General features: G+C 66.9%; 20 protein-coding genes. 8 read left to right on the top strand and 12 right to left on the bottom strand.

Annotation, left to right across the window (positions count from 1 at the left end; genetic code table 11):
• The first annotated feature begins 108 nt into the window (after positions 1-108).
• Genes K3A84_RS08000 through K3A84_RS07990 form a run of 3 tightly spaced genes read left to right on the top strand, consistent with a single transcriptional unit; the run spans position 109 to position 2,056 of the window.
• Complete coding sequence (locus tag K3A84_RS08000) at positions 109-1,425, top strand: ammonium transporter (protein WP_225008790.1); 1,317 nt, start codon at positions 109-111, stop codon at positions 1,423-1,425.
• A gap of 46 nt (positions 1,426-1,471) precedes the next feature.
• Positions 1,472-1,750 (top strand): type II toxin-antitoxin system CcdA family antitoxin, encoded by a 279-nt coding sequence (locus tag K3A84_RS07995; RefSeq protein ID WP_225008789.1) that lies wholly within the window; start codon positions 1,472-1,474, stop codon positions 1,748-1,750.
• Positions 1,751-1,756: 6 nt separating this feature from the next.
• A complete protein-coding gene (locus K3A84_RS07990; protein ID WP_225008788.1) occupies positions 1,757-2,056 on the top strand; it encodes a CcdB family protein in 300 nt (99 codons plus the stop codon).
• A gap of 4 nt (positions 2,057-2,060) precedes the next feature.
• Here the strand turns inward: K3A84_RS07990 and K3A84_RS07985 are convergent, their stop codons facing one another.
• The 6 genes from K3A84_RS07985 to K3A84_RS07960 form a co-directional block, all read right to left on the bottom strand.
• Complete coding sequence (locus K3A84_RS07985; protein WP_225008787.1) at positions 2,061-3,059, bottom strand: aromatic ring-hydroxylating dioxygenase subunit alpha; 999 nt, start codon at positions 3,057-3,059, stop codon at positions 2,061-2,063.
• A 261-nt stretch (positions 3,060-3,320) separates the two neighbouring features.
• The gene (locus tag K3A84_RS07980; RefSeq protein ID WP_225008786.1) at positions 3,321-4,730 is read right to left on the bottom strand and encodes an NAD(P)H-dependent flavin oxidoreductase; all 1,410 of its coding nucleotides are present in this window, start codon (positions 4,728-4,730) and stop codon (positions 3,321-3,323) included.
• Positions 4,731-4,905: 175 nt separating this feature from the next.
• Positions 4,906-6,033 carry a peptide chain release factor 2 gene (prfB, locus tag K3A84_RS07975; protein WP_225008785.1) on the bottom strand — a complete coding sequence of 376 codons (1,128 nt, stop codon included), beginning with the start codon at positions 6,031-6,033 and terminating at the stop codon, positions 4,906-4,908.
• 438 nt (positions 6,034-6,471) lie between these two features.
• The gene (locus K3A84_RS07970) at positions 6,472-7,017 is read right to left on the bottom strand and encodes a peroxiredoxin (protein WP_225008784.1); all 546 of its coding nucleotides are present in this window, start codon (positions 7,015-7,017) and stop codon (positions 6,472-6,474) included.
• Between the two features lie 86 nt (positions 7,018-7,103).
• The gene (locus tag K3A84_RS07965) at positions 7,104-9,644 is read right to left on the bottom strand and encodes a penicillin-binding protein 1A (protein ID WP_225008783.1); all 2,541 of its coding nucleotides are present in this window, start codon (positions 9,642-9,644) and stop codon (positions 7,104-7,106) included.
• A gap of 57 nt (positions 9,645-9,701) precedes the next feature.
• Positions 9,702-10,574 carry an N-acetylmuramoyl-L-alanine amidase family protein gene (locus K3A84_RS07960; RefSeq protein ID WP_225008782.1) on the bottom strand — a complete coding sequence of 291 codons (873 nt, stop codon included), beginning with the start codon at positions 10,572-10,574 and terminating at the stop codon, positions 9,702-9,704.
• Positions 10,575-11,209: 635 nt separating this feature from the next.
• On the opposite strand from K3A84_RS07960, the gene K3A84_RS07955 reads away from it, so the two are divergent.
• A complete protein-coding gene (locus tag K3A84_RS07955; protein ID WP_225008781.1) occupies positions 11,210-14,092 on the top strand; it encodes an Rne/Rng family ribonuclease in 2,883 nt (960 codons plus the stop codon).
• A 272-nt stretch (positions 14,093-14,364) separates the two neighbouring features.
• Here the strand turns inward: K3A84_RS07955 and K3A84_RS07950 are convergent, their stop codons facing one another.
• Positions 14,365-14,994, bottom strand: coding sequence for a class I SAM-dependent methyltransferase (locus tag K3A84_RS07950; protein ID WP_225008780.1), 630 nt, complete (start codon positions 14,992-14,994; stop codon positions 14,365-14,367).
• A 166-nt stretch (positions 14,995-15,160) separates the two neighbouring features.
• On the opposite strand from K3A84_RS07950, the gene K3A84_RS07945 reads away from it, so the two are divergent.
• The 4 genes from K3A84_RS07945 to zapE all read left to right on the top strand — a co-directional run bounded on the left by K3A84_RS07945 (position 15,161) and on the right by zapE (position 17,858).
• The gene (locus K3A84_RS07945) at positions 15,161-15,364 is read left to right on the top strand and encodes a Flp family type IVb pilin (protein ID WP_225008779.1); all 204 of its coding nucleotides are present in this window, start codon (positions 15,161-15,163) and stop codon (positions 15,362-15,364) included.
• A gap of 85 nt (positions 15,365-15,449) precedes the next feature.
• A complete protein-coding gene (locus K3A84_RS07940; protein WP_263626154.1) occupies positions 15,450-16,232 on the top strand; it encodes a succinate dehydrogenase iron-sulfur subunit in 783 nt (260 codons plus the stop codon).
• Between the two features lie 34 nt (positions 16,233-16,266).
• Positions 16,267-16,725, top strand: a complete 459-nt coding sequence (locus tag K3A84_RS07935; protein ID WP_404823126.1) for a PaaI family thioesterase — start codon at positions 16,267-16,269, stop codon at positions 16,723-16,725.
• On the top strand, positions 16,725-17,858 hold the full coding sequence (gene zapE, locus K3A84_RS07930; RefSeq protein ID WP_225008777.1) for a cell division protein ZapE: 1,134 nt from the start codon (positions 16,725-16,727) through the stop codon (positions 17,856-17,858). Before K3A84_RS07935 ends, zapE begins: the two co-directional genes overlap by 1 nt.
• A 217-nt stretch (positions 17,859-18,075) precedes the next feature.
• On the opposite strand, the gene K3A84_RS07925 is transcribed toward zapE, so the two are convergent.
• The 5 genes from K3A84_RS07925 to K3A84_RS07905 all read right to left on the bottom strand — a co-directional run bounded on the left by K3A84_RS07925 (position 18,076) and on the right by K3A84_RS07905 (position 26,109).
• A complete protein-coding gene (locus K3A84_RS07925) occupies positions 18,076-20,328 on the bottom strand; it encodes an EAL domain-containing protein (protein ID WP_225008776.1) in 2,253 nt (750 codons plus the stop codon).
• 98 nt (positions 20,329-20,426) lie between these two features.
• A complete protein-coding gene (locus tag K3A84_RS07920) occupies positions 20,427-22,316 on the bottom strand; it encodes an XrtA/PEP-CTERM system amidotransferase (RefSeq protein WP_225008775.1) in 1,890 nt (629 codons plus the stop codon).
• A gap of 4 nt (positions 22,317-22,320) precedes the next feature.
• Positions 22,321-23,859, bottom strand: coding sequence for an exosortase A (gene xrtA, locus K3A84_RS07915; RefSeq protein WP_225008774.1), 1,539 nt, complete (start codon positions 23,857-23,859; stop codon positions 22,321-22,323).
• On the bottom strand, positions 23,856-25,055 hold the full coding sequence (locus K3A84_RS07910; RefSeq protein WP_225008773.1) for a TIGR03087 family PEP-CTERM/XrtA system glycosyltransferase: 1,200 nt from the start codon (positions 25,053-25,055) through the stop codon (positions 23,856-23,858). The genes xrtA and K3A84_RS07910 overlap by 4 nt, the downstream gene beginning before the upstream one ends.
• A 10-nt stretch (positions 25,056-25,065) precedes the next feature.
• On the bottom strand, positions 25,066-26,109 hold the full coding sequence (locus K3A84_RS07905) for a FemAB family XrtA/PEP-CTERM system-associated protein (RefSeq protein ID WP_404823120.1): 1,044 nt from the start codon (positions 26,107-26,109) through the stop codon (positions 25,066-25,068).
• Between the last annotated feature and the right edge of the window lie 2 nt (positions 26,110-26,111).

The raw sequence follows: 26,111 nt of genomic DNA, 5'->3' as shown, positions 1-26,111 counted from the left end.
TCGTTCGCCTGATGCTTGCGACACGGCATTTCGTTGCCTAGAGCGCGCCTTTGGGGGATCATCGCCCGTGCCGCACGCACGGGCGACCCAAGGGAGAGTTGTCTCATCATGCGCAAGGTTCTGGCGGCCGCCATCGCTGCCGCTTCGCTCGCCGTGCCCGTCCTGGCCCATGCGCAGGATGCAGGCCTTACCAGCAACGTCGATGTGGCAGACAGCGGCGATACCGCGTGGATCCTCGTCTCCTCGGCCTTCGTGCTGATGATGACCGCCCCCGGGCTGACGCTGTTCTACGGCGGTCTGGTACGCACCAAGGGCTTCCTCGCCGTCATGGTGCAGACCGGCGCGATTGCGGCGGTGGCGTCGCTGATCTGGATCGTCTGCGGCTACACGCTCGCCTTCGGCGATGTGACCAATGGCTGGCTGGGCAGCGGCAACGCGTGGATGCTGATGCACCTCGGCAACGTGCGCGCGAACACCGACATTCCCGAAAGCGCCTTCGCGCTGTTCCAGATGGCCTTCGCCCTGATCACCCCGGCGCTGATGGTCGGCGCATGGGTCGATCGCGCGCGCTTCGGCTGGGTGATCGGCTTTACCGCGCTGTGGAGCCTGATCGTCTATGCGCCTGCCGCCCACTGGATCTGGGGCGGCGGCTGGCTCTCGACCCGGCTCGGCACGCTCGATTTCGCGGGCGGTATCGTCGTCCACACCACGGCGGGCGTCTCCGCCCTCGTCGTCGCGCTGCTACTGGGCAAGCGCGCGGGCTTTCCCAAGACGCTGATGCTGCCGCACAGCCCCGCCCTCACCATGGCGGGTGCCGCCCTGCTGTGGGTCGGCTGGTTCGGCTTCAACGGCGGCTCGGCGCTCGCCGCCAACGATGATGCCGCCGCCGCGATCATCAACACCCACCTCGCCGCCTGCACCGCCGCGCTGGCGTGGATCCTCGTCGAACGCTTCGCCGTGGGCAAGCCGACCTCGATCGGCTTTGCCACCGGCGCGGTCGCGGGCCTTGCCACCGTCACGCCCGCGGCTGGCTTCATCGCGCCGGGCGCGGCGATCCTGTTCGGCCTTGCCGCCGTGGCGATCTGCTACCCGATGATCCTGCTGGTGAAGTTCAAGCTGCACGTCGATGATTCGCTCGACGTCTTCGCCGTGCACGGCATGGGCGGAATCACCGGCTCTATCCTGCTCGCCGCGTTCCTCTCGCCCGCGCTCGGCGGCACCGGCTATGCCGAGGGCATGACCATGACCCGCCAGTTCGTCGCCCAGTTCGCGGGCGTCGGCATTGTCGCGGCGTGGAGCGCGGTCGCCACCGTGATTGCCTCGCTGATGGTCTCGATGGTGATCCCGATGCGCGTGACCGAAGACGAAGAGCGCGAAGGCCTCGACATCACCAGCCACGGCGAACGCGCCTGGGAATTCGATTGAGGCCTGCTCCGGCAGGCTCCGGTTGACGCCAACAAGGATCATGCGCATGATCCCTGCGCATAACCGGAGCCTGCCGATGCAGCATCGTCACGATTTTCCCGACGCCAGCCGCAAGCCGACCAACGTATCGCTCGCCACTGCCCTGGTGAACGAGGCGAAGGCGCTAGGTCTCAACATCTCGCGCGCTTGCGAGGCCGGTCTCGCCGCCCAGATCGCAGCCGAGCGGGAGCGGCTGTGGAAGGTCGAAAACGCGACCGCCATCGCCGACTGGAACGCCTGGACCGACGAAGCGCCCCTTCCTCTGGCACATCACCGCCAGTTCTGACCGCAAGTGGCGCGCTTCGACGTTTTTCGCTCGCGCAGCAACGGGCCGCTCCTGCTCGATTGCCAGGCCGATCTACTCGGCGATCTGGCCACCCGCTTCGTCGTGCCGCTCCTGCCCGAAGCCGATGTGCCAAGGCCGATGGCGCGCCTCAATCCCATATTCGCAATCGACGGTCAGCGCTTCGTCATGGCCACCCACCTCGCCGCCGCCGTCCCATCGCGCGAACTCGGCGAACGCGTCGTCGCGCTCATCGATCGGCAGGATGAAATAGCGGCGGCGCTCGACATGCTGCTCGTCGGCTTCTGACGCCCTACCCTTCCTCGCGCCGCATCTGCATCAGCTTGCGCCGCGCGCGGATCGCAGCGGCATCCGAAGGCAGGATCACCGGCCGCAAGGCCCAGAAGTCCTCGCCCGCCATCGCCTGCTGCTGCGCGCGGATCATCGGTTCGTCTTCTTCGAGGAACACCTTGCGCGCCATCGCCGCCGCTTCCTCGCCGTGCCCGCGCGTGTAGAAATAGTGCGTCTCGGTGGCGCTTTTCGGCGTCAGGATGTGCGGGTTGGCCATCGGCGGCACCACCATGTCGGCGCGCCCCGTTCCCTCGCGCGCCAGCCCGATGAACAGCGCGAGCGAGGCGGGCGCGTGCCAGCGGATGTGCAGCCACTGGTCCACCCGCGCGCCCTCGCCCACCATGGGCACCGACCAGTCGGGCGCGCGGCTGCCATCCATGTCCCACTTGTTCCAGATCGCCCCGGTCTCGTCCGTCTCGACCGTCTGCCGCCCGCATTCGAACAGCGATCCGTTCACGCCGAAGGTCTCTACGTGCAGGAACTCGGCATGGCTCAGGTCGAGCAGGTTGTCCGCGATCAGCTCGTAGCCCACGTCCATCAGCAGCCAGTCCCGGCAATCGCGCTCGTCGTCGATGAAACCGAAGTCGGGAATCGTCGCAGGGTCTGCGCGGTCGGCATCGCCCGGCCAGAACCACAGCCCGCCGTGGCGCTCCACCAGCGGCAGCGTCGCCACCCGCGCCTCGGGCGGCACCTCCCGTCCGAAGGGATTGAACACGCAAGCCCCGTCCATCCCGAACGTCAGCCCGTGGTATCCGCAGGCAACTCCATCTCCCACGCGCCGCCCCCGGCTCAACGGCACGAAGCGGTGCGGGCAGCGATCGGCCATCATTGCCCAGCGTCCATCGCCGCCTTGCAGGATCAACCAGGGTTCATCCAGCAGCGTGCGGGCCAGAAAGCCCCCTTGCGGCACCTCATCGGCCCATGCTGCCATGTACCATGCGTTGCGGACAAAAGCTGGCATCGCGTATTCTCCTCCAGACAGGGGAGCGGGCGACGCGGTTGATGGTTGTTGAACGCTGCATGCCCGCACCCACACGCGGGACAGTCCCGCCCAAAAGTCGTGGGGCCTGCAGCTGACGCGAAAATCGCGTCATCCCAGACCGGCGCGCCAACGAAGCGTCAGCGCCGGTCACCAGGCTTTGCCCGCCGAAGCAGGCATTGCCGGTCTAAAATAGAATGACCATTCTTGTCAACCGGCGCGGGCCGCAGCCCGCCCGATCGCTCAATCGCCGGTCAGGATGCGATCCACCAGTTCCTTCACCGTCGGCGTGAAGCCGTTGGAATAGAACGGGTCCTGCTTGAAACGATAGGCCGCGTGGCCCGCGAACATCAGGTTTTCGTCGATCGGACCGCCATGCGCGATGTCCTGCAAGGTCTTCTGGATGCAGAAGCTGCGCGGATCGGCCAGCCGCCCGGTGGTGTAGTCGTCGTGATCCTTCCACGACGAGAACCCGCAGTGCGACAGGCAGCCCATGCAGTCGGCCTGGTCCTTGCGGATCTCCTCGCGCTCGGCGGGCGTGACGAACACGATCGTGTCGTCAGGCGTGCGCAGCGCGTCGGTGAAACCCGCGCCATGCCAGGCGCGCGCGCGGCCGAGGTCGGCGGGCGTCACCCAGAAGTTCTTGCCCTTCACGCCGACATCGAGCTGCACCGTGTGCTCGCCCGCGGCGACCTTGGAATAGGGAATCTGGCGTTCCGAGCGGGCCTCAAGGCTGCGCAGGAACGGATTGCGCACCGCCGAGGAATAGAACCCCGTGGGCGAGAAGCGGTGGAGCAGCACGTCGCCCGGCTCCAGCGTGCGCAGGTGGTCCTTCCACCCCTGCGGGATCGGGCTTTCCTGCGTCAGCAGCGGCCGCGTGCCGAACTGGAAGGCGATCGCGCCCAGTTCGGGGTTGTCGATCCAGTCGTTCCATTCGCGCAGGAACCACACGCCGCCCGCCATCACGATCGGCACGTCGTCGGCAACGCCCTCGGCGCGCATCACGTCGCGCAAGGCCTTGACGCGCGGATAGGGATCTTCAGGCTTCTTGGGGTCTTCGGCGTTCGACAGGCCGTTGTGCCCGCCCGCCAACCACGGATCTTCATAGACCACCGCGCCCAGCAGCTGCGGCACCTTGCTGTAGGCGCGCTTCCACAGCGCGCGGAAGGCCCGGCCCGACGACACGATCGGCAGGTAATGGACATTGAAGCGCTGCGCGATTTCCGACAGCTTGTAGGGCATCCCCGCGCCGCAGGTGACGCCGGTAACGAGGCCGCGGGTCTGTTCCAGCACGCCTTCGAGCACGGGCTGGGCACCGCCCATTTCCCACAGCACGTTGATGTTGATGGCACCCTTGCCGCCGGCAATGTCGTGCGCGCGCTTCACCTGCTCCACCGCGCCGTCGATGGCGTAGCGGATCAGCTGTTCGTGGCGCTCCTTGCGGGTAAGCTGCTCATATATTTGGGGAATGATCTTGCCTTCGGCGTCATAGCTGTCGGCATTCACCGCGCTGACCGTGCCGATGCCGCCCGCTGCCGCCCATGCGCCGGAGCTCATGTGGTTCGTCGCAGCGACGCCCTTGCCACCTTCCACCAGCGGCCAGACTTCGCGGCCGCCGTAGTTGATCGGCTTCAAACCCTTGAAAACAGACATAGCACTCTTTCAACCCCGCACCGCCGCGCCGGGTCCGGCGGAACAGGTGCATCAAGCTTCGCTGCGGCGAGGCTCCCCGACCTCTGCCGCTTAGAAGCAATTGCGCGCAAACGAAAGAGCGTGGCGCGCACTTTGCCGAAAAGCTGCCACAATTGCGGCAGCCCTGATCGAACTGTCAGTCGTCGTCCGAAACGTCGACCTTTTCGCCCGTGACCTTCTGCGAAAGCGCGGCGGCCATGAACGGATCGAGCGCGCCGTCGAGCACGTCGGTCGGGTTGGTCGAGACCACGCCCGTGCGCAGATCCTTCACCTGCTGGTACGGCTGCAGCACGTACGAGCGGATCTGGTGGCCCCAGCCGATCTCGGTCTTGGCGGCATATTCGCCGCTCGCCGCGGCTTCACGCTTGGCCAGTTCGGCTTCGTAGAGCCGCGCCTTCAGCATCCCCATCGCGGTCGCGCGGTTCTTGTGCTGCGAACGATCGATCTGGCTGGCCACGATGATGCCCGAAGGCACGTGGGTGATGCGCACCGCCGAATCGGTGGTGTTCACGTGCTGCCCGCCTGCACCCGATGCGCGATAGGTGTCGATCTTCAGGTCGGCGGGATTGATCTCGATATCGATGTTGTCGTCGATTTCAGGATAGACCCAGACCGAGCTGAACGAGGTGTGCCGCCGCGCCGAGCTGTCATAGGGGCTGATGCGCACCAGCCGGTGCACGCCGCTTTCGGTCTTGGCATAGCCATAGGCGTTCTCGCCCTTGATCAGCAGCGTGGCCGACTTGATCCCGGCCGCTTCGCCCGCGTGATAGTCCAGCAGCTCGACCTTGTAGCCGTGGCGCTCGGCCCAGCGCGTGTACATGCGCTGCAGCATTTCGGCCCAGTCCTGGCTTTCGGTGCCGCCCGCGCCCGCGTGGACTTCGAGGAAGGCGTTGTTGGCATCGGCCTCGCCCGCCAGCAGCGCCTGGATCTTGTCGTTGTCGGCCCGCGCGGCCAGCGCGGCAAGGCTCGCCATGCCATCGGCGATGGTGGCTTCATCGCCTTCCATCTCGCCCAGCTCGATGAACTCGATCGCGTCGGCCATTTCCTGCCCGATCTCGTTGACCGTGCCGATCGAGGCCTCAAGGCGGCGCCGCTCGCGCATCACTTCCTCGGCCTTCTTGGGATCGTCCCACAGCTTGGGATCTTCCACGCGCGCGTTCAGCTCGTCGAGCCGCCGCACCGCGCGATCCCAGTCGAGGAACTTGCGCACCAGCGCCAGCGCGGCGTTGATGCGGTCGATATGGGCCTGCCCTTCGGCACGCATGACTTTGCACTCCGGTCGAATTCGAAACCACGCCCCCTAACGCAGTGGCGCTTCAAGTAAAGGGCGGATGGGGGGCAGCCTTGCTTCGCCACACCCTCCCGTCATGGCGTGGAGACGGCCTTGCCCGTTTTTTGTCGGAATGCCGCCGTTCCGGACACGACGACAAATGCGACCTTCGCCCATGCCTGCACCAACGTCCACTTCTGGATAGGGAGCGGACAACCCATCGAACAAGTAACCCGTCGCCCCGTGCTTGACACGGGGCTTGGCTAACCTCCTTCCGGGTTCCACCCCCCCCCATCCGTGCCCGATGCCAAACGGTAGGCCGGGAGAAAAGCCCAGCCCCGTGTCAAGCACGGGGCGACGAAGGAGAGGGGAGAGATCATGTCATCCCGTTTTCACGAAGCGCGAATGGGAAGCATCAAGGGCCCCTCGCCCTCAGCGCCGCGCCTTCAGCTTCTCCACCGCCGCCAGCGTCAGCTTCACGTGGTCGCGATAGTTCATGTCCGAATGGACCAGCACCACCTTGCCGTCGCGCCCGATCACATAGCTGGTGCGCGTGGTCAGCCCGGTAGAAACGCCGTTCTGCTTCAGGTCCACGTCATAGGCCGCGATCACCGGCGGCGTCGCGGCGGCCACGGCAAACTTGTCGCGGCAGGCCTCGGTTGAAAAGCGCAGCAGCGACGGCAGGTCGTCGTTCGACATGCCCACCACTTGCGCGCCCGCCTTGTGGAATGCGCCGCTTGCTTCGGCAAAGGCGTGCGCTTCCAGCGTGCAGCCTTGCGTGAACGCCTTGGGATAGAAGTAGAGCACCACCGGCCCCTTCTTCAGCGCATGCTTGAGGTTGAAGGCGAAGGGCTTGCCCTTCAGCGCGCCTTGCGCGGTGAAGTCGGGGGCCAAGGCCCCTTGCGCCAGTTGAGCATGGGCCGAGGGAGAGGCCATAAGGACGAACGCTGTCGCGGAGGCAAGGATCGTGCGGGTCATGGGGCAGGAGACTATCACAGCCCCACCCCCGCTCAACCCCCGCGCAGAGCCGGTGCCCGCCAACTGCCCTTTGGGGGGGGCGGCGATCAGTAGATGCCGCCCTGTTCCTCCACGAAGTCGCCTTCCACGCTGCCGCCCTCGTCGCTCGGCGGCGGCAGGCCGCGTGCCGCGCGGGCGCGCTTCAGGGCCTCGATAACCGCTTCCTTGGCGGTCATTTCCTCGGCGCGCACGGTGCGCTTGGGCTCGGTATCGGGCTTGAAGGCTTCCCAGATCACGCTCGCCTTGCGCTCGTCGTCCTGCGGCACGCCGGCGAACACGCGCTTGCCCGATACGCGGTCGACCTTGACCATGCGGATACCGGCGGGAACCGTGAACGGCGTGTCCGACCAGCGGCCACGCGTTTCCAGCACGAACTGCTTGAAGATCGGCGCGGCGATCCGCCCGCCCTGCGCATAGCCGCCAAGGCTGCGCGGCGCGTCATAGCCCATGTAGATCCCGGCAATGATGTCGGGCGAACCGCCGCAGAACCACACATTGGTCGGGCCGCTGGTGGTGCCGGTCTTGCCGAACAGCGGCAGTTTCAGGTCGGCCAGCACTTCGGCGGTGCCGCGCACCACCACGCCTTCCAGCATGTGGACCACCTGGTACGCGGTGCGCGGGTCCATCACCTGCTTGCCCAGCGGCTTGAAGCGCGGCATCGGCTTGCCATCCCAGCGCGGCATGTTGCACCCCGCACAATCGCGGTTGTCGGCCTTCCACACCACCTTGCCGTTGCGGTCCTGCACGTAGTCGACCAGCGTCTGTTCGTGCTGACGGCCATGGTTGGCGAGCGCGGCATAGGCGTTGACCATGCGCGCCACCGTGGTGTCGCCCGCGCCCAGCGCCATGGAGAGGAACGGCTGGTAATCGCCGATCCCCACGTTCTTGATCGTGCGGACCACCTTGTCCATGCCGGTGTCGTTGGCGATGCGCACCGTCATCAGGTTGCGCGACTGTTCCAGCCCCCAGCGCATGGTATGCGTGCCGCCTGCCCCGCGCATGTCGAAGTTGCGGAAGCACTTCTGCCCCAGCGCCGCGCCCTGATAGACGCAGAACGTGCCATCCAGCACCGGCGAGGCCGGCGTCATCCCGTTGTCGAGCGCCGTCGCATAGACGAAGGGCTTGATCGTGGAGCCCGGCTGACGGTTGGCCTGCGTCGCGCGGTTGAACGAACCCAATCGGGAATCGAAACCGCCCTGCATCGCCAGCACGCGCCCGCTTTGCGGGTCTTCCACCACCATGCCGCCCGAAACTTCCGGAACCACGCGCACCGTCCAGCCGCCACCCGAAGGCGCGACCGCGATCACGTGGCCCGGCTTCATCGCGTCGGACACGCCCCACAGCGGCCCGGTCGAACCATCGGCGAACCCGATCGTGCCGTTCCCGCCGCCGCCCTTCAGCACCACGCCGATGCGCCAGTCCTGGTAGTTGATCGAGATATTGCTGGCGACGAGTTCGCCCTGCCAGTTGTCGTCGACATTGATCGTCGCGATCGGCCCGCTCCACGCGCGCCCCGCCGAATAGCGCAGCAGCCCGGTGCGCAGCGACGATTGCGCCGCCTTCTGCAACTGCGTGTCGAGCGAAGTGCGCACCCACAGTCCGCCCGCATAGACGCTGTTCGGCCCGTTGTCGGCGTTCTCGCCGAACTTGTCGATCAGCTGGCGCCGCACTTCTTCAAGGAAGTACCCGGCATCCGCCGTATAGTTCTCGGCGCGGCGCTGGACGAGGCCCAGCGGCTGCGCCTTGGCCTCGTCGGCCTGCGCACGCGTCGCCCAGCCGTTCTTGACCATCTGGTCGAGCACCCAGTTGCGCCGCGTGAGCGCCTGCGTCTCGTACTTCTTGCGGCCATAGCGCTCGGGCGCCTTGGGCAGGATCGCCAGGAACGCCGCCTCGTGCAGCTTCAGGTCGCCCACGTCCTTGTCGAAATAGGCGCGCGCCGCCGCCTGCACGCCGAAGCTCTGGCGCCCCAGCGGGATCTCGTTGAGATAAAGCTCAAGGATCTGCTGCTTGCTCAGCACGCCCTCGATCTTGCGCGCCAGCAGGATTTCCTTGAGCTTGCGGCTGACCGAATATTCGTCGCCGACAAGGATGTTCTTGGCCACCTGCTGCGTGATGGTGGACCCACCCTTGGCGCGCTGGCCGGACCCGTACTTCGTCGCATAATCGACCACCGCGCCCGCAAAGCCGAGGTAGTCGATCCCGCCGTGGGTCCAGAAGGTCTTGTCCTCGGCCGAGAGGAACGCGTTGATCAGCGGCTCGGGAAAATCGACGAAGCGCAGCTGCACGCGGCGTTCACGCGCATAACTCGACACGATCTCGCCATCGTTGCCGCGCACCATCGTCGGCAGCGGCGGCTGGTAGGTCAGCAGCTTGTCGGCGGACGGCAGCGTGCGGATCACCGTCACCCACACGATCGCATAGAGCACCAGGAACGCCAGCAACGCATAGCCCGCGCGCCGCACCCACTTGTTCGTCGACCACGCCTGCCGCGCCCTGCCGACAAGATCGGACTCCAGCAGCCCTGCGGCGCCGCGACGGATACGGAAGCGCTGCGCGCCGGGCTCGTTCTGGGGCAAATCATCAGCCATCGTCGCGCCCTCTAGCACGCCGCTTCCCTGCTAGGCCAGTGGCCCATTCGCGAGGGGTCAGGGCGCGCCCGCCTCCTGCCGGGCGAGCGCAATCCCCACCGCCCGCGCCAGCACCTCGGCAAAGCGCGCGCGCCACGCGGGGTCGGCCATCAGCGCCGCATCGCCCGCATTGCTGATATACCCCGCCTCGACCAGCGCCGAAGGCAGGTCGAGCGACTTCAGCACCACGAACGCCGCCTCGCGCTGCGGCTCGGCATGGAAGGCGATGCGCCCCTGCCCTTCGCGCACCACCAGCCCCGCAAAGGCCGCGCTGCGCGCGCGCATCTCGCTCTGCGACAGGTCGACGAGGATCGACGACACCGCATCCGACGCCCCACCCGCGCCCGCATCGCCCAGCCCGTCGGCCCGGTTCTCGCGCCGCGCCACCGCATCGGCCACGGCATCGCTGCCCCGGTCCGACAGCGTATAGACCGTCGCCCCGCTCGCCTGCGCATTGTCGGCCGCATCGGCATGGACCGAAACGAACAGGTCCGCCCCCAGCCTGCGCGCCAGGTCCGCGCGCTCGTCCAGCACCAGAAAGCGGTCACTGTCCCGCGTCAGCGCCACGCGCACGCGCCCTTCGCGCAGCAGCGCATCGCGCACCGCGCGCGCCAGCAGCAGCGTCACATCCTTTTCCCGCGCGCCATCCGCACCCGCCGCGCCGGGATCGTGCCCGCCATGCCCGGCATCGATCACCACCAGCGGGCGGCTGGCATCCTGCGGCCCCTCGATCGGCGGCAGCCCGAGCCGCGCGCCCTGCACGGGCAGCGGCACGCGCACGACATAGGCCTGCGCGCGCGCCACCTGCCGCGCCTGCCACAGCGCCATGCCGAAGGCCGCGAACGCCACCAGCGGCAGGGCCAGCCCCACCGCCAAAGCCGCCTGCTTCAAGATCGCCCGCCCGTTCATCCGCCCCGCGCTATGCAACGCGCGCGTGTCCCCGGTCCAGCCCGTTATGCCGGCCTGTTCTGGATGCCGACAACCCGCTCCAATCCCGTCATTCTTCCGCAACGCAATTTAATTGCCGCTTGGCAATTGCGGTGCTAGCACCCCAAGTATCGCAAGCTGGCTGGCCAAAGGCCCGCCCCGCCGGAACCTCCCGATACGCAAGAACCAAGCGCGCGGGACCGGCAGGGAACGGACAAGGTGGCACTGCCCGCCGCATGTCTTGCGACGAAGATTGCGGGAGAAGACAAGCGCATCCGCGCCCGCTCCCGCGCCAGAGGTTGATGCCGTGATGATGAGCCGAGTCCATGTCCAGCGCGAGGTTCCCTTTGGGGACCATGCCGCTCGGGCACAGGTCGGCACGCGCGCTTTCCTGCCGATCGTCATCGCCGCAGACACGAACCTGCCGCCGTCGGGCGGCTTGCGCATGGACGATCCGTCCGCGCCTGCCCCCCGCAACACCGCATTCGCGAAGCCCTGCCGCCGACCGCCGGTCGGCGCGCGCGCCTTTCGCGCCACAACAATGATCCGCGCCCAGTTCCCGGGATACGTCCCGCGGCCGCGCGGCTGGAGACTCCATAATGACCACGCGTATGCTGATCGATGCGCGCCACCAGGAAGAAACCCGGGTGGCGGTGCTCAAGGGCAACCGTATTGAAGAATTCGACTTTGAATCTGCCGATCACAAGCAGATCAAGGGCAACATCTACCTCGCCAAGGTCACCCGCGTAGAGCCGTCGCTGCAGGCGGCCTTTGTGGACTTCGGCGGCAATCGGCACGGGTTCCTCGCGTTCAGCGAAATCCACCCCGATTACTACCAGATCCCCAAGGAAGACCGCGAGGCGCTGCTCGCCGAAGAAGCCGCCCACGCCGAGGAAGAGGCCGCGCTGCGCGCTGCCGACGATGCCGAATACGACGACTACGAAGGCGAAGACGGCTACGAATCCGGCGATGAAGGCGACTTCTCGGGCGGCGTGACCGAAGTCGACACCTCCGAAAAGGATCATGTCGCCACGATCGAGGGCGGCGTCGTCGAAAACGGCTTCGACGAAGAAGGCGAGCACGACAACGAAGACGGCGCCGAAGCGTCGGACGAAAACGGCGATGAAGGCGGCCAGCGCCGTCCGCGTCGTGGCCGTCGCCAGGGCCGCGCGCAGGGCAAGGAAGCCGACGAACTGCGCGCCAAGCGCATGGCGCTGCGCCGTCGCTACAAGATCCAGGACGTGATCCAGCGCCGCCAGGTGCTGCTGGTGCAGGTCGTCAAGGAAGAGCGCGGCAACAAGGGCGCCGCCCTCACCACCTATCTCAGCCTCGCTGGCCGCTACTGCGTGCTCATGCCCAATTCGAGCCATGGCGGCGGCATCAGCCGCAAGATCAACTCGGCGGCCGACCGCAAGCGCCTCAAGACGATCATTTCCGAGCTGGAACTGCCCCGCTCGATGAGCTGCATCGTCCGCACCGCAGGGCTCCAGCGCACCAAGCCCGAGATCAAGCGCGACTTCGACTACCTCGCCCGCCTGTGGGACGAGATCCGCGAGCGCACGCTGCATTCCAGCGCGCCCGCGCTGATCCATTCGGACAGCGATCTGGTCAAGCGCGCGATCCGCGACATCTACAATCGCGAGATCGAGGAAGTCGTCGTCGAAGGCGAATACGGCTATCGCGCGGCCAAGGACTTCATGAAGCTGCTGATGCCCAGCCACGCCAAGCGGGTGAAGCAGTATGCCGATCCGGTGCCGCTGTTCCAGCGCTATGGCGCCGAGGACCAGCTGACCGCGATGTATGATCCGGTCGTGCAGCTCAAGTCGGGCGGCTATCTCGTCATCAACCCGACCGAGGCGCTGGTGTCGATCGACATCAACTCGGGCCGTTCCACCAAGGAACACGGCATCGAACAGACCGCGGTTGCCACCAACCTCGAAGCCGCGCGCGAAATCGCCCGCCAGCTGCGCCTGCGCGACATGGCCGGCCTCGTGGTCATCGACTTCATCGACATGGAATACGGATCGAACATCCGTAAGGTCGAAAAGGCGATGAAGGACGCGCTCAAGAACGACCGCGCGCGCATCCAGGTCGGCCGCATCTCGGGCTTCGGCCTGATGGAGATGAGCCGCCAGCGCCTGCGCACCGGCGTGCTCGAAGCCACCACCCGCGCCTGCCCGCACTGCGATGGTTCGGGCCTCGTCCGCACCGCCTCGTCGGCCGGCCTGTCCGCGCTTCGCATGATCGAGGACGAAGCCGCCAAGGGCAAGGGCAACGTCGTCACGCTCTATGCCAGCCAGGAAGCGGCGATCTACGTCCTCAACGCCAAGCGCACCGATCTGGCCGAGATCGAGGACCGCTATGGCGTCGCCGTCGAAGTGATTCCCGAAGGCGAGAACGAAGGCGCAAAGATGCGCGTCGCCTCGCGCGGGCCGCGCCCCGAATTCGTGCCCAAGTTCGCCCCGATCGTCGAACTGGTCGAAGACGATGAGGACGACGTCGAGGACGAGTTCGACGCCGAGGACGAAGCCGTCGAAGAGCGCGGCGAAGGCGGTCGTGAAGCTGGGCGCAATGCCGGCCGCGAAGCGCGCGATGGCGACGACGACGGCCGCGACGGCTCGCGCCGCAAGCGCCGCAAGCGCCGTCGGGGTCGTGGCCGCGATCGTCGTGACGACGAAGGTGCCGAAGGCGGCGCCAACGACGGCGAAGGCTCGGATGAAGCCGATACCGATGCCGAAGCCGAAGGCGAAGCCGTTACGGTCGACACTGCGGAAGGCGGTAACGACGACACCGGGAACGCCGAAGGCGGTGAAGACGGCAACGAGGAACGCGGCGGTCGCCGTCGTCGTCGTCGCAGCCGTCGCCGTCGCGGTGGCCGCGAAGGCGATCTGAACGGTGAAGGCGAAGCGGGCGAACAGGCCGAAGGCGAAGCCGCGGACGCAGGGGCGGAAGCTCCGGTTGCCGAAGTCGCCGTTGCCGATGCTCCGGCGCAGGACGCCCCGGCCGACGAAGCTGCGACTCCGGAAGCCCCGGCCGCCGAAGCTCCGGCAAAGCCCAAGCGCACCCGTCGCAAGAAGGCTGACACCGTCGCCGAAGCCGCGCCCGAAGCCGAAGCTCCGGTTGCCGAAGCGGCACCCGCTGCCGAAGCCCCGGCCGAGGAAGCCCCCGCAAAGCCCAAGCGCACCCGCCGCAAGAAGGCCGACGTCGTGGCGGAAACCGAAGCCGCGCCCGTGGCCGAAGCGCCCGTGGCCGAAGAGGCACCCGCCGCTGAAGCGCCCGCCAAGCCCAAGCGCACGCGTCGCAAGAAGGCCGACACCGTCGCCGCCGAAGCGCCCGTGATCGCCGAAGCGGCACCGGAAGCGGACGCTGCGCCGGTCGCCGAACCTGCGGCAGAGCCTGCAGCGGACGCGACGGCAGAGGCCGAAGGCGGCGAAGGTGCAAGCCCGCGTCGCGGCTGGTGGCAGCGCACGTTCGGCGAATGATCGCCGCAAGCCTGCTGTGAAACGCAAGAACCCCGCCGGTCGCACCGGCGGGGTTTTTCGTTCCAGCTAGGGCAGCGCAAAACCCCCTCCCGCAAGCGTTAGGGGCGCGAGACTTATGAAGCCGAAGTCGGAATTGGTCGCAGCGGGGTGGGCTGCAGCACCGACAACAGCAACAGCAACACCACGCTAACCGACACGCCCCTTCATCCCCGACACACCCGGCAACAAGAACGCCGCCCGAAGGGCGTCCTGCTCGCAACGAGCGCCATCCTCTACCCCGGCCGCACCGCCGCGCCCCATTCCATCCACCCGGCAAAGCGCGGCGTCTTCGCCATGTAGCCCTGCCCTTGCGGCGAGACCGCGAATCCGGCGCGCGCCACGCTCGATGTCACGGGCCGCGTCAGGTGGCATCCACCCATCATGCGCGTCCACAGCGGCTCGATCCGTCCCTGCCACTTTGCCACGCCATCATCGGGTGCCGCGCCGTGCTCCAGGAACAGCAGCGTGCCGCCCGGTTTCAGCACCCGCGCCAGTTCGGCCAGCACGCGCTCGGGCTGGTGCACTGAACACAGCGTGTAAGTGCACACTGCCGTATCGAAGCGCGCATCCTCGAACGGGATCGCTTCGCCCAGCCCCTCCCGCAGGTCGGCCTGCCAACCCTTGCGCGCCGCCTCGCCGCGCGCCTGCTCCAGCCCCATCGGCGAGGGATCGAGGCCCGCAAAGCTCGTCACGGACTGCGTGTCGTAGAACCGCTGGTTCAGGCCTCCCCCGCACCCCAGTTCGAACACGGCGCCGCGGGCCTGTGGCACAACTTTCGCGCGCAGGTCCATGATCCCTGGCGCCGCGCAGGCGCAGCGGATCAACCGCGGCACCACGTTCCTGTCCCACCAACCCCCAGCCATGCTCCGCTCCCCTCTTGTGTCCGGGCTACGACAATGCGCGTAGGGCGCCGGCAAGCAACCCTTCATGATGAAAGTCGATTCACCTAACTATTGTTATATTATTTTCACACCTTGGACACATGGCAGTCGCCACACGCGTGACCTTCGCAACCTTTGGGCCGCCACCATGACCAAGATCAAAGCCTTGCTGACCGACACCACCGCCGCCACCGCGATCGAATACGCGCTCATCGCCGCGCTCATCGCCGTCGCCGCCATCACCGCGATGGACACCCTCGGCACGGCGCTGTCCGCCACCTTCACCCGCGTCTCGTCGGGCATGAGCATCTCTGGCGGCGCCGACACCACGGCCGGCAACACCACGCTCTGACCGCTTGCTCCTGCCTTCGTGACCACTTGCCCCGCGCCGAGCATTCGCTAAGGACGACTCGATCAGCGCATCAGGGAACACGTTCATGGCGACCTTCACGCTTCCGAAGAATTCCAAGATCACCGGCAAGTCGCGTCACCACGCCGCGGCCACCAATGGTCGCATCCGGAAGTTCAAGGTCTACCGTTACGACCCCGACAGCGGCGAGAACCCGCGCTACGACACGTTCGAGATCGATCTCGACCAGTGCGGCCCGATGGTGCTCGACGCGCTCATCAAGATGAAGGGCGAACAGGACCCCACGCTCACCTTCCGCCGGTCGTGCCGCGAAGGCATCTGCGGCTCGTGCGCGATGAACATGAACGGCCGCAACGGCCTTGCCTGCACCACCGCGATCGAAGACCTTTCGGGCGACGTGCGCATCACGCCGCTGCCGCACATGGAAGTGATCAAGGACCTCGTCCCCGATTTCACCCACTTCTACGCGCAGTACGCCTCGATCCGCCCCTGGCTGCAGACCGTGTCGCCCACGCCTTCGGGCAAGGAGCGCCTGCAGTCGCCCGAACAGCGGGAAAAGCTCGACGGCCTGTACGAGTGCATCCTGTGCGCCTGCTGCAGCACCTCGTGCCCCAGCTACTGGTGGAACAGCGACAAGTTCCTCGGCCCGGCGATCCTGCTCCAGGCCTATCGCTGGCTGGCCGACAGCCGCGACGAGATGACCGGCGAGCGCCTCGATGAGTTGGAAGATCCCTTCCGCCTCTATCGCTGCCACACGATCATGAACTGCGCCAACGTCTGCCCCAAGGGCCTGTCGCCGGCGCGCGCGATCGCCGAGATCAAGAAGATGCAGGCCGAACGCGCGATCTGATCGACGCGTGATGTCGGAAAGCGTGATGGCCGAAATGATGTCAGGTTTCCGGGTCGAGCCCAGCCCCGAACATCCGGGCTGGCTCACTTGGGACCTGACCGACCAGACCCGCTTCAACGCCATGGCGATCGGCAAGCTGGTCGCTCGGCTCGAAGATGGCCCCGACGGCAAGAGCCGCGCGCGCCTACGGATGTTTCCCGAGCGCAAGCATTCCAACCTGCTCGATGCCGTTCACGGCGGCGCGACGCTGGCGCTGATCGACGTTGCGCTCTTCACCGGGATGCGCCTGATCCTCGACGGCAATGCCGCAGGGTCCGTGACGCTTGACCTTTCGACCCAGTTCATCGGCGCAGGGCGCCTCGGTGAACCGCTCGATGCGGTCGTCGAAGTGCTGCGCGAAACCAGGCGCCTCGTCTTCCTGCGCGGGCTGGTCGAACAGGGCGACGACACGATCGCTGCGTTCAACGGCACGATCCGCAAGCCCTCCCGCTGATGCCCAGCGTTGCCGCACGCTATGCCGAGTTGGTCGCAGCCGGTGAGTTGCGCCCCGATCCCGAACAAGCCGCCGCCGCCCAGCGGCTCGACCAGTTGCAGCAGGAACTGGAGCGCCCGGCGCCTGCCAGCGGGCTGATCGGCAGGCTGTTCGGCAAGAAGCAGGCCCCGCCCCCGCGCGGCATCTACATGTGGGGCGATGTCGGGCGCGGCAAGTCCATGCTGATGGACCTGTTCCACGACAACCTGAACGTCGGGCCCAAGCGCCGCGCGCACTTCCACGAGTTCATGCTCGACGTCCACGCGCGCCTGCGCGAGGAGCGCAAGAAGGAAAGCGGCGACCCGATCCTGCCCGTGGCCGCCGGGATCGCCGCCGAAACGCGCGTGCTGTGCTTCGACGAGATGGTCGTCAACAACAGCGCCGACGCCATGATCATGAGCCGGTTGTTCACCGCGCTGATCGTCGAACATGGCATGGTGATCGTGACCACATCGAACCGCGCGCCGAATCAGCTCTACAAGGACGGGCTGAACCGCGAGCACTTCCTGCCCTTCATCGCGCTGGTCGAACAGCGGCTCGACGTGCTGACGCTGAATGGCCCGGTCGACTACCGCATGGAGCGCATGCGCGGCCTTGGCACCTGGCACGTGCCGATCGGACCTGAATCGACCGAGGCGGTGCGTGAGGCGTTCTTCCGGCTGACCGACTACCCGCCGGAGGACAGCGCGCACGTGCCCAGCGCCGAACTCGACGTGGGCGTGGGCCGCACGATGCACGTGCCCAAGAGCCTGAAGGGCGTGGCCGTGTTCAGCTTCAAGCGCCTGTGCGCCGAAGCGCGCGGCGCGATCGACTACCTCGCGATCGCGCGCCATTACCACACGGTGATCGTGGTCGCGATTCCGCGCTTGGGCGCCGAAGTGCGCAACGAGACGATGCGATTCATCACGCTGATCGACGCGCTATACGAGCACAAGGTAAAGCTGATCGCCACCGCAGCGGCCGACCCCGTTAACCTTTACGATTCGCGTGGGCGTGGAGACGACGAAGGCCGATTCGCCTTCGACCGCACGGTCAGCCGCCTGATGGAGATGCAGAGCCAGGACTACCTGGCGCTGGGCCACGGCGAAGATTGACGCTGCAGACACCAAAAAAGCGGCTCAAACCACTGAAATTTCAGCGCTCAAATGAAAAAGCCCGGAGCTAGGCTCCGGGCTTTTCTATTCTGTGATGTGACGTTTCGGCTGCGCTTACTTAGCGCTGCCATCGCCACGGAAAAGCCACCAAAGCATCAAAGCCTCCATCCACGTTGGGTGAGGCCCGATTACCATTACCGGATATGGTTAACAATCCCTAAACGACTCCCCGTGCAGGATCGCGCGTGCGGCGGTAATCCTCGATGAATATGGTAAACGGCTGTGGCTTGCCGAGGTAGTAGCCTTGTGCATGATCGCAGCCGAGGTCGCGCAGCACGGCAAAGGTAGCCGCATCCTCGATCCCTTCAGCCACCACCGATTGATTCAACGCGTGGGCAAGCCCGATTGTGCTGGTAACAATGGCACGGTCCCGGTCGCTGGTCAGCAACCTGCCGATGAAGCGCCGGTCGAGCTTCAATTCGTCGCTGGGCAGTTCCGACAGGTAGGCAAGGCTTGCCTCCCCGGTGCCAAAGTCATCGATCGACAGGCGGAAGCCCATTGCGCGCAACTGGGTGAGGTTGTGACACGCGGCGGGCCGGTTGCGCACGCTCGATGTCTCCGTCACCTCGACGGTCAGCAAGGTCGGATCGATCCCGCGACGACGCACGATCTCGGCGAAATTGGTCACGAGGTCAGCCTTGTCGACCATCTGCGCCGACAAGTTGATGCTCATCTGGAAGCGCGGGCCCAGCGCATTGAGTTCCAGCGCAGCGGCGATGGCCTGCTCGAGCACCCAGTAGGTCAGCGTGTCGATACGCCCTGCCCGCTCGGCCTGGAGGATGAAGGCATCGGGCGCGATCGGCCCGCGCGTCGGGTGATTCCAGCGAATCAGCGCTTCGGCACCGCTGATCCGGTTTTCGCCAAAATCCCACTGCGGCTGATAGGCCATCCAGATCTCGCCGTTGCGCAGGCCTTCCTCGATCCGGGCATGCAGCGAAAGCTCCCACGGGGCTTCGGCAAGGCGTTGCGATTCGAACAGTTCGATGGAGCGCCCGTTGCCCAGCGCCTCGTTCGCGCTGGCGAGTGCCGAATTGACGCGGGTCGAGGCATCGCCCCCTTCATTGCGGTCGAGCCCGAAATGAATGTTGGTATCGAAGGTATGCGGCCCGATTTGCAGCGGGGCGGAAAACAGCGCGCGCAGCCCTTCAAGGTGCCCCAGTTGCATTTCAAGCGGACGGGCCTCCTCAGTCCAGGCGAAATGCCCGCCCTCACCGTGGAATATTTCGTTCGATCCCGACCCGACTGAAAGGCGACGCGCGATCTGCCGTGAAAACTCGCCGTGCAGGTCGCGCGGCAGCGTCGCGAGCATCTCTTCGAACCGCGCAACCACCACGACCACCACGTCGCGCCCCACGCCAAGCGGCTGTGACGAAAGGGCGACAAGGTTCGGCAGACCAGACAGGGACGTGTGCTGGATCCGCCTTGTGCGCAATTGCCACAAGCGGATCGCACCGAATATTCCTAACACGAGCAACGGCACGTCGGGGTACGTCACGACCCCGTAACTACGAGCCATGAAGGGCAATAGCAGCATCATTGCCAACACTGCGCTATACGCGAGAAGCCGGGCACGGCGCGCGCGAAGCCGCGCGATCAGCCTCATTCCGACAATCACAAGTGCAAGGAGCGGAATGAATGTGATATTCAACGATATCGGGCGGCGGAGAGCCTCTGCTCCGGCGATGTCGAAAGCCACGGGTTCGACCATTTCATGGCCGAAATACCCCATGAAAGGCGCCTGCCCCGAGGTCGAAAGAATGACGGATTTTCCGGTCAGCGCGCCAGGTTCAAGCCTGTGGGCAAATATGTCAGCCGAACTAACACGGCGGATCGAAGTCGGATCAAGCGTGAAGTCAGGGTAATAGACCGACTGCCACCCGCTTGACCGATCACTCAGGGCAGTGCTGACGGTGGAAAATCGCGCGCCGTCGATATTCACCGAGTAAGGTGCAGATTCGACCCGATAAAGAAAGTTGCTGTTCCAGGCCGAGACGAGAATCCGACTATCTCCGACGATCGCTTTGGGCGGAAAGCTGAACATGGCCCGGTCAAAACGATCCGGCTTCGCAGCCCGCACGATGAACGACACATCGCGACCGAACGAATGGACGGCATCACGCAAATCGCGATCACCAGACACATCTGTCCCCGCAGGAATTCGCGCATCGAAAAAGACTCGCTTAGGCATCTCGCGTCGCACGAGATTCAGCAGCCTTGCTTCATGCTCAGTCCCGAGTTGGGCGATGTCGTCGAGTGAAATCACCACAACAGGCTGATTTACCGGACGGTTCGCCAGCTTGAATACGTTGTTCCAGTACATGTGCCCGACAACGTCGCTCAGCCCCGCCGCCCAGAGGGCGAGGCTGGCGAGCATGGCTATGCCGAGTGTGGAACGCAGGAACTGGCGCATGGACCGTCGCGAATTGTGGCTTCTGCGACGGGGCTAGTCCGAAATGGTTGATATCCCCTTACCCCGGTTACCGCCCGTCAACCATGATCCGGCAAGGCCTACAACAACTTGGCGAGACTCCGGTCGAGCATGACCAGTTGCCACAGCAGGCGGCTGTGGTCGGCCACGCCCGCGATGTGGCTCTCCGCGATGGTCCGCAATGCCGCAGCATCGAACCAGCCGGTCCGCGCCAGCACCGCGCCGTCCGCCACGGCGCGCGCCTCTGCCGCCAGCGGACCGCGCAGCCATTGCGCGATCGGCGTGACGAAGCCCATCTTCGGGCGAAACAGCACATCGTCAGGCAGGCTGCGCCGCATTGCCTGTTTCATCAGGTACTTGCCGGTGGCCCCGCGCACCCGCATCCGTTCGGGCAGGCGCGCACCGAATTCGATCAGGCGATGATCGAGCAGCGGCTCGCGCGCTTCGAGGCTGACCGCCATGCTGGTGCGGTCGACCTTGGTCAGGATATCTCCCGGCAGGTAGAATTTCAGGTCAGCATATTGCGCGCGGTCGAGCCCGCTGCGCGCGGGCGCGTTGCGCATCAGGGCGATGAAGGGCTGTTCGGCCCGGTAATCCCCGCGCAGGCGCAGGAAATCGGACGAATAGAGCGCCGCGCGCTGTTCCTCGCTCGTGACGGCCAGCGCGCGGGCATAGCCTTCCTCGCCGCTGCGGGCGAGGCTGAGCAGGGTCGCCTTCGCCCGTAAGGGGCGCGGCGCGAAGTCCATGCGCGGGTAGAGCGCGCCCAGCCCGCCGAACAGCGGCTGGCGCAAAGCGGCGGGCAGCAGGCCGCGCACCTGCTCCTCGCGATGGTGGAACACCTGGCGGCGATATCCGGCAAAGGCCTCGTCCGCACCGTCGCCCGACAGCGCGACGGTGACGTGCTGGCGCGCCAGTTCGCAGACGCGGAACGTGGGTAGTGCCGAAGCATCGGCGAAGGGCTCGTCGAACATGCCCGCCAGCCGGTCGACGAGCGCATAATCGTCCGCGCCGACGGTGCGCGCGTGGTGTTCTGTGTGGAAGCGGCGGGCGACCTTCTCGGCGTAGCTGGTCTCGTCGAGGGCGGCCACGTCGAAGCCGATCGAACAGGTCTTGACCGGGGCCGTGCTCGCCTCGGCCATCAGTGCCACCACGGTCGAACTGTCCACACCGCCCGAAAGGAACGCGCACAGCGGCACGTCGGCCTCCATGCGCGAGGTCACGCCTTCGCGCAGGCGGTGGAGCAGGTGGACGCCAAGGTCGGCCTCGCTGCCCCGCTCGCGTTCGGCGAACGACACGTCCCACCATTGCACCGACGCTGGCGGCGCGGCATCGTGGCGCAGCAGGCGGTAGTGCCCGGCGGGCAGTTTCTCCACGCCCTTGAGGATCGCGGCGTGATCGGGGACGTAGCCCCACGTCAGGTAGTCCTCGACCGCCAGCGGGTCGATCTCGCGCCTGAGGCCCGGATGCGCCAGCAGCGCTTTCAGTTCGGAGCCGAAGATCACAGCTCCATCGCTGAGCGTTGCCGTGAACAGCGGCTTCACCCCCAGCCGGTCGCGCGCGAGCAGCAGCGTGCGCGCGCGCAGATCATAGAGCGCGAAGGCGAACATGCCATTGAGGCGCGGCAGGCAATCCACGCCCCAGCGTTGCCAGGCGGCGAGGATCACCTCGCTGTCGCCATCGGTGCGGAACCGCGCGCCCTGTGCTGCCAGTTCGCGGCGGAGTTCGCGGAAGTTGTAGATCTCGCCGTTGAACACCAGCATCGCGGCGCCGTCGCTCGACGCCATCGGCTGGGGCGATCCGGCAAGGTCGATGATCGCCAGGCGGCGATGCCCGAGGCCGACGCCCGGTGCGGTCCACACCCCTTCGCCATCGGGCCCGCGATGCGCCAGCGCATCGCACATGGCGGTCACGCGCGCGGGGTCGACCGGCTTCAGCCCCTCGGTGTGAAAGATCCCGGCAATGCCGCACATCGCCTTAGCGCTCCTGCCCGATGCGATCCATCCATGCTGGCACATCGCCCAGGGCCTGCTCGAACGCGCGGACCGATGCACCGGTCACGTCGTCCTCGCTCGACAGGATCAGCACCGAGGTCGGCTCGGCCTGCAACAGCAGGCGGTCGCGCATGGCGGCGAGCTTCAGCCGGGCATTGCTGCCGGTCACGAGGTCGCCGACACGATAGCGCGTCACGGCGAGCCGGTGGACCGGGCCAGGGGCCTGGATCAGGTCGGCGCGCGCATCGGCGAAGGCAGGGCCAGCCCCTTCCCACGCCCAGGCGCTGCCGAGCGGCTGCGCGCCCTGGCCGAAGCCCCCAGCCTCGCGCCCTTCCACTTGCGCGGAATAGAGCGCGTAGGAAACGTCGACGACATGGCCCTGCGCATCGGCATAGCGGCCGAACAGGCGCTGGTCTGCCCCCCCGTGAAGCGGACGCCAGGGCACTTGCGGGGTCAGGTCGATGCGATGCCAGCCCGGCACGTCGGGCAGGACGATGCGCGGCGGAAGGCTCGCCTCGACGCGCCCGGCCGCCGCGTCCCACGCGAGCATCAGCGCGAGGATCGCGGCCATCCCGAACAATGCCGCCGGCATCGGCAGGCGCCAGAGCGCGAAGCGTTCGAGCAGGGGCGAGCGCATCAACGCCTGTGCGTCGATGAACCGATCGTCCACCGCGCGATCGAAGAAGCGCCAGCCCGCCGCCATGGTCACCGCCATGACGATGGCGAAGAACACCCAACCGTAGAACACGTGATCGAACCCGGCGGCGAACTTCATGCCGAAGATCCCGGCGAGCCAGATCGTCCCCCACGCGCGCACGCCATTGGCCAGCACGGGCACGGCCAGCGACAGCAGCAGGAACGCTGTGCGACGCTTCCACGAGCGGAAGCAGACGTTGGCGACGAGCGCGCCATACGCGACCATGGCGATCAGGAACTTGACGCCCGAACAGGCCTCGGCAACCTCGAAATACCCGGCAGGCGTGGTGATGAACACGCCGTCAAGTGCCGCCGGGCCGCCCGCCACCGACAGCAGCGTCATGGCCAGGCGCGCTGTGACGAGTTGCAGCGTCGGGATCAGCTCGTCGCCGAAGGGCACGAGGAACAGCATGTAGGCGATCGGGAACAGCAGCCCCGCCGCCACGCGTGAGCCGAGCAGCGCGGGCACCGCTGCCTGCATCATCACCACCAGGCCCAGTTGGCGCGCGAGCGAGAAGCCGGAGAAATCCCCCAGCATCCACAGCAGCGCACCGCCGGTGAAGGGCAGCAGCGCCGACCAGCAGCCACAAGGGGTCAGCTTGCGCAGCTCGGGCCAACGCTGCGCGACCAGCCAGGCGAGGATCGCGGGCACCAGCAGGACGTGGTTGTAAGTGGACGAGTTCCACCACTGCCCCGCCATGTCGGCCAGATCGCGGAAGAACACCGTCGCCAGCGCCCCCCAGGCAAGCAGCAGCGCCAGCAGCGGGCGGCGCCACGGTGCGGGCAGGCGCGAAGCGTCCCAGGCAGCAGGTGTCGTCGCGGTCATGCGGGCAGCCCCAGCATGCGCGGCAACGGCGCCAGCACACGATCCCAGGCGTGATTTTCCAGCACGAAACCGCGCGCCGCATCGCCCATCGCGCGGCGCACCGGCGCATGGCCGAGCAGATCGAGCGCGCGCGTGCCGAAGGCCTGCGCCCCGTCGGCAATGACGAAATGCTCGCCGTCGCGCGCGGCGATCCCGGTCGCGGCACCGCGGCTGAGCAGCACCGGGCGCGCCATGGCCATGGCTTCCAGCACCTTGTTCTGCACCCCGCGCGCGATCGTCAGCGGTGCGACCACGAGGTCGGCGCCGGCAAGCCAGGGGCGCACGTCGGGCACTTCGCCGGTCACGCGCACGTCTTCCTTCGCCAGCGCCCGCACGGCAACGGTCGGCGCCCGGCCGACGATGGAGAACACGGCGTGCGGATGGGCCGCACGGATGCGCGGCATGACGTCGCGCGCGAACAGGGTCACAGCCTCGACGTTCGGCGGATAGTCCATCTGCCCGGTGAACACGATGTGCGGGCCAGCACCCGCCAGCTCTGCCACAGGGACGACGCCCGAAGGATCGAAGGCGACGGCATCGATCCCATTGCCCAGGGCCTGCAACGCCACGTCATCACGCGATCCAAGGCGCGAGGCGAAAAGGTCGCACTCCTCGACACTGACGAATAGCGAGAGATCGGCGCGGCGGGCGACCCGCTCCTCCAGGGCGCGCAACAGACGTGCCTCGCGCGCGTAGAGCCAGCGGCGCGACTGCCCGGCGGTCTGCGCATAGGCTTCGTACTTGGCCGAATCGACATCGACGAAGTCCATCACCACGCGCCCGGCAAAGTTCCTGGGCACATAGGGCGCCATCTGCCCGGAAAACACGAAGATCGCGGAAATCGGGCGTTCGCGCAGCGTCCGCGCGACATAGTCGCGCAGGGAGGGCGCGGCGAACGCGGCGACGCTGACGGGCTGGCGGCGAGCCAGCGCGGCAAGGCCTGCGCGCCCCAGCGGCGGGCGAGCGGCGCAGTGGTGGCTGACGCACAGCGCCTCGATCGCGGGCAATGCGGCCTGATCACGCTCGTCTTCCAGCAGGCAGCCGAAGTGAACCGGGGCGGCCTCCGCGATCCGGCGCAGCAGGTGCGAGGAACGGATGCGGTCGCCGCGATCGGGCGGAAACGGCACGCGATGGGCGAGGAACAGGACTTCGCTCATGCCGGCACCATCACGCAAGCCCCCGCGCGATCCATGGGCCGATCCGGTTGGCGAAACCCAGCGGCAGCTTTCGCCACAGCGCGATCCGCGCCTGATAGCGCGGGCTCAGCGGATTGACGTCGCGCGGGGCCGCGCCATCGGCAGTCCAGTGCGCATAGGCGAGCGGCTGGGGCGAAAACCCCCAGTTGCGCTTGAAGTGGTAGGCGCCGCTATCGACCTTCGAGCGCCCGAAGTCGAAACGATCGCAGCCGCGTCGGCGCGCGTGGTTCATCAGCGCATGGTACATCACGTCGTTTGCCCGTAGCGCCCGCGCGGCATGAACGCCACCGCCCCAATACGGCAGGACGGCGCCCTGATGATAAAGGCTCAGCACACTCGCCACCGGCGCGCCTTCGTGCAGCACCGTCAGTATGTCCGCATCCGCGCCGAAGCCATTGAGCACCGCATCGAACAGCGCGCGCGGGAACACCGGGGTGCCGAGGTTGCGAACCGATTCGGCATAGACGCGATAGTGCATCGACCGATCCTGCGCGTCGGTGCCGACGCGCACCTCCATGCCATGCGCCAGCCCCTTGCGCACTTCGGCGCGCTGCTTGCGCGGCACGGCCAGCAGTTGCGCCTCGTCGTCAGTGGCGAGCGGCGCGACGAACCCGGCGTGGCTGTCGGTCTTGACGTGCCAGCCTTCGCCCACCGGCAGCGGCCCGCCGCGTAGTTCCAGCGTGGGGCAATGGCGCCGCACCGCTAGTTCGCAGGCGGCATCATAGAGCGATTGCGCCGCCGCCTCGGCACCGATCATGCCACCGCCGACGGCAAAGCCGGTGGAGACCAGCGCACGCCCGAACAGCGGCGAATGCACGACATGGAGCGGTAGCGCGGCGATGGCCTGCCCCGCCTGTTCGGCCAGCAGGGTCACGGCCTCGTGCCCGGTCGCGCGTTCCACCGCCGCCTGCCATTCCGGGCGGTGGAAGGCGCTGGCATCCGGCCCGGCTGCGAGCGCCATCAGGACGCCTGCGTCGCCGGGGCCAGCCGCGCGCACGGTGATTCGCCCGGCCATGC

The organism is Novosphingobium percolationis (genome assembly GCF_020179425.1).
Lineage (GTDB): Bacteria > Pseudomonadota > Alphaproteobacteria > Sphingomonadales > Sphingomonadaceae > Novosphingobium > Novosphingobium percolationis.
Note: the sequence above shows the minus strand (reverse complement) of the source record. Positions and strands in the feature narration are given on the sequence as shown.